The 2,765-nt window shown below is 75.2% G+C and carries 2 protein-coding genes; both read right to left on the minus strand.

The genetic code is table 11. The features are described from left to right. Positions 1 to 961, minus strand: a 961-nt coding sequence (locus tag AAHZ94_RS32140; protein WP_349997238.1) for a serine/threonine-protein kinase, incomplete at its 3' end; no start/stop codon positions are given. 119 nt (positions 962 to 1,080) lie between these two features. Further along, on the minus strand, positions 1,081 to 2,765 hold a 1,685-nt coding region (locus tag AAHZ94_RS32145; protein WP_349997239.1), incomplete at its 5' end, for a protein kinase domain-containing protein.

The raw sequence follows: 2,765 nt of genomic DNA on the forward strand, positions 1-2,765 counted from the left end.
GGGCCGGCGGCAGCGGGGCGCCCTGCGGCGGCGCGGGCACCTGGCGGGGCGCCGGCGCGGGCACCCGGCCGGTGATGTCGGCGGCCACCGCGCCCGGCAGCCAGTCCTCGGGCCGGCGCAACTGGGTCTGCGGCGACGCCTGTTGGCACAACTGGAGGATCTCCGTCAGCGACGGCCTGGCCTGCGGGTCCTTGCTCAGGCAGCGGCCGACCAGTTCACTGAGTTCGGCCGGCAGCCCGGTCAGGTCGGGCTGTTCGTGCACGATGCGGTAGAGCACGCCGTGCGAGGTGCCCTCGCCGAAGGCGGGGCTGCCGATCGCCGCGAACGCCGCGACCTGGCCCAGCGCGAAGATGTCGGTGGCCGCGGTGATCTGGCCGCCGGCGGCCTGTTCGGGGGCCATGAAGGTGGGGGTGCCGACGGTGACGCCGCTGCTGGTGAGCGAGGTGGCGTCGGCGGCCCGGGCGATGCCGAAGTCGATGACGCGGGGGCCGTCGTCGGCGAGCAGCACGTTCGACGGCTTCAGGTCGCGGTGCACGATGCCCGCGCCATGGATGACCTGCAACGCCTCGGCCACGCCGGCGACGAGGAAGAGCACCGTGGGCACCGGGAGCCTGCCGTGCGCGGCCACCGACTCGGCGAGCGAGGGGCCCGGCACGTACGCGGTCGCGAGCCAGGGCACCTGGCCGTCGGGGTCGCTGTCGATGACCGGCGCGGTGAACAGGCCCTGCACCCGCTGAGCCGCCTTGACCTCCTGCCGGAAGCGGCGCCGGAACTCGGCGTCCTCGCTGAACTCCGGCCGAATGACCTTGATGGCGACCGCACGGCCACCGAGGGTGTAGGAGAGGTAGACCTTGCCCATCCCGCCGGCGCCGAGCCTGGCGCTCAGCCGGTAGCCGGCGACCGTGGTCGGGTCATCTCCCTCAAGTGGCTTGAAAACCCCCGAAGAATCCACACTATTCATGACTATTCGTCCCCCGGCCCGTCAAGGGCAGCCCTTCAACCTTGCATGTGACAGCGGTGACCTTATCGGAAGACGCCAGCTACGCCACCGGAGCTGACGCGGTCACCGCGACTCCTTCACTACCGGGGCTCAGCCGCCCGCCACACCGTCACATCGAGGCTGATGTAGTCGCTCGGATCGCCCTGCGGCGCCGCGCCGCGGTACGTGACCAGGGCGACGTCGCCGGACGCGGCCAGCACGCAGAACCGGGAGCCGTCCGCCAACTGGCCGAGGCCGATCTCGGAAGCGAAGCGGGTGGTGTCCCGGCAGGAGGTGGCGGAGCCGTACTCGTCGGCCCGCAGCAGCACCAACTTTCCGCCATCGCCGCTGCGTACGCTGCCGCCGCCGCTGCCCGGTGCCCCGGGGTTGGCGTACCCGAGGTCGTCGGCGGTGTCCGCGGAGTCGTCGGGGCGCAGCCGGTCGGCGGCCAGGGTCAGGTGGTAGCCGTCCGGCAGCGATATGTCGTCGTAGTCGACGCCCTTGGGGCTGAGTGCTCCGGGGCCACGGCCGATCGGGCTGCTGGGCACGCCGGTCGGCTCGGCGCCCTGGCCGCCCTCGCCCCGGCCCGGCGTGTCCCCGTCGCCCGAACCGGTCGGGTCGCCCGAACCGTCGGCGCCGTCAGCGCCGTCCGATCCGTCGGCGCCGTCTGACCCATCAGCGCCGTCCGATCCGCCGGACGGCTTCTCGTGCGGCCCGTCCGGGGTCTTCCGGTCGCCTTCGCGTTGGGCCGCGTTGCTGCCGCCGTCGTCCTTGCTGACCTGGTACGCGACGGCCACGCCCGCGCCGACGACCAGTACGGCGGCGGCCACCAGGGCGGCCGTCCGGCGCCGCCCGCCCCGGCCCGCGGCACCGCTCGTACCCGTGACGCCCGTGCCGGCACCCGTCGCGTCCGGGGTACCCGCCGCGTCCGCCGCACCCGTCGTGGTCGGTGTGCCCGTCGTGCTCGATGTGCTCGCCGCCGCCGTCCGCCGGGCGTCCGTCGCGTACGGCGCGAGCGGTCCCGATGGCGGGCCGGCGGGTCCTGGGGACGAGGTCGCGGGCGGTGTGTCCAGGTCGCGCGGGGGCGGGCCGAAGCCACCGGTGGGCGCGGGGGCCTGGTGCTGGCCGCTGTCGGTGGCGGCGTCCGGCGCGGGCCGGTCCGCGGGCGCGGCGGCGGCGCGGTCCCTGACCACGGTCTCCTCGTGCGGCGAGGCGCCGGTGGGGGCCGGGCCCGCGGTCCGGTCGGTGAGGTCGGCGGCGACCGCGCGCGGCAGCCAATCGTCCGACCTGCGCAGTTCGGCCCCGGGCGCCGCGGCCCGGCACATGGCGATGATCTGCGCCGGGTCCGGCCGGTCCGCCGCTTCCTTGGCCAGGCAGTGGCTGATGAGTTCGCGCAGCTCTTCGGGTACGCCGCTGAGGTCGGGTTCCTTGTGGACCACCCGGTACAGCACGCCGTGCGGGGTGCCGTCGCCGAAGGCCGGGGCGCCGGTGGCGGCGAAACAGGCGACCTGGCCGAGCGCGAAGATGTCGGTGGCCACCGTGATGTCGGTGGCCTCGGCCTGTTCGGGCGCCATGAAGGCGGGGGTGCCGATGGTCATGCCGCTGCTGGTGAGCAGGGAGCTGGAGTCGACGGCCCGGGAGATGCCGAAGTCGATGACGCGCGGCCCGTCGGCGGCGAGCAGCACGTTCGACGGCTTGAAGTCGCGGGGGGCGCTGGCCCCCCCCCGGGCCCCCCCCCCCGCCCCCCGCGCGCGGGGGGGCGGGGGGGGGGGAGGGAGGAGCGAGG

Origin of the sequence: Streptomyces sp. HSW2009, from assembly GCF_040240285.1 — a bacterium.
Taxonomy (GTDB): Bacteria; Actinomycetota; Actinomycetes; order Streptomycetales; family Streptomycetaceae; genus Streptomyces.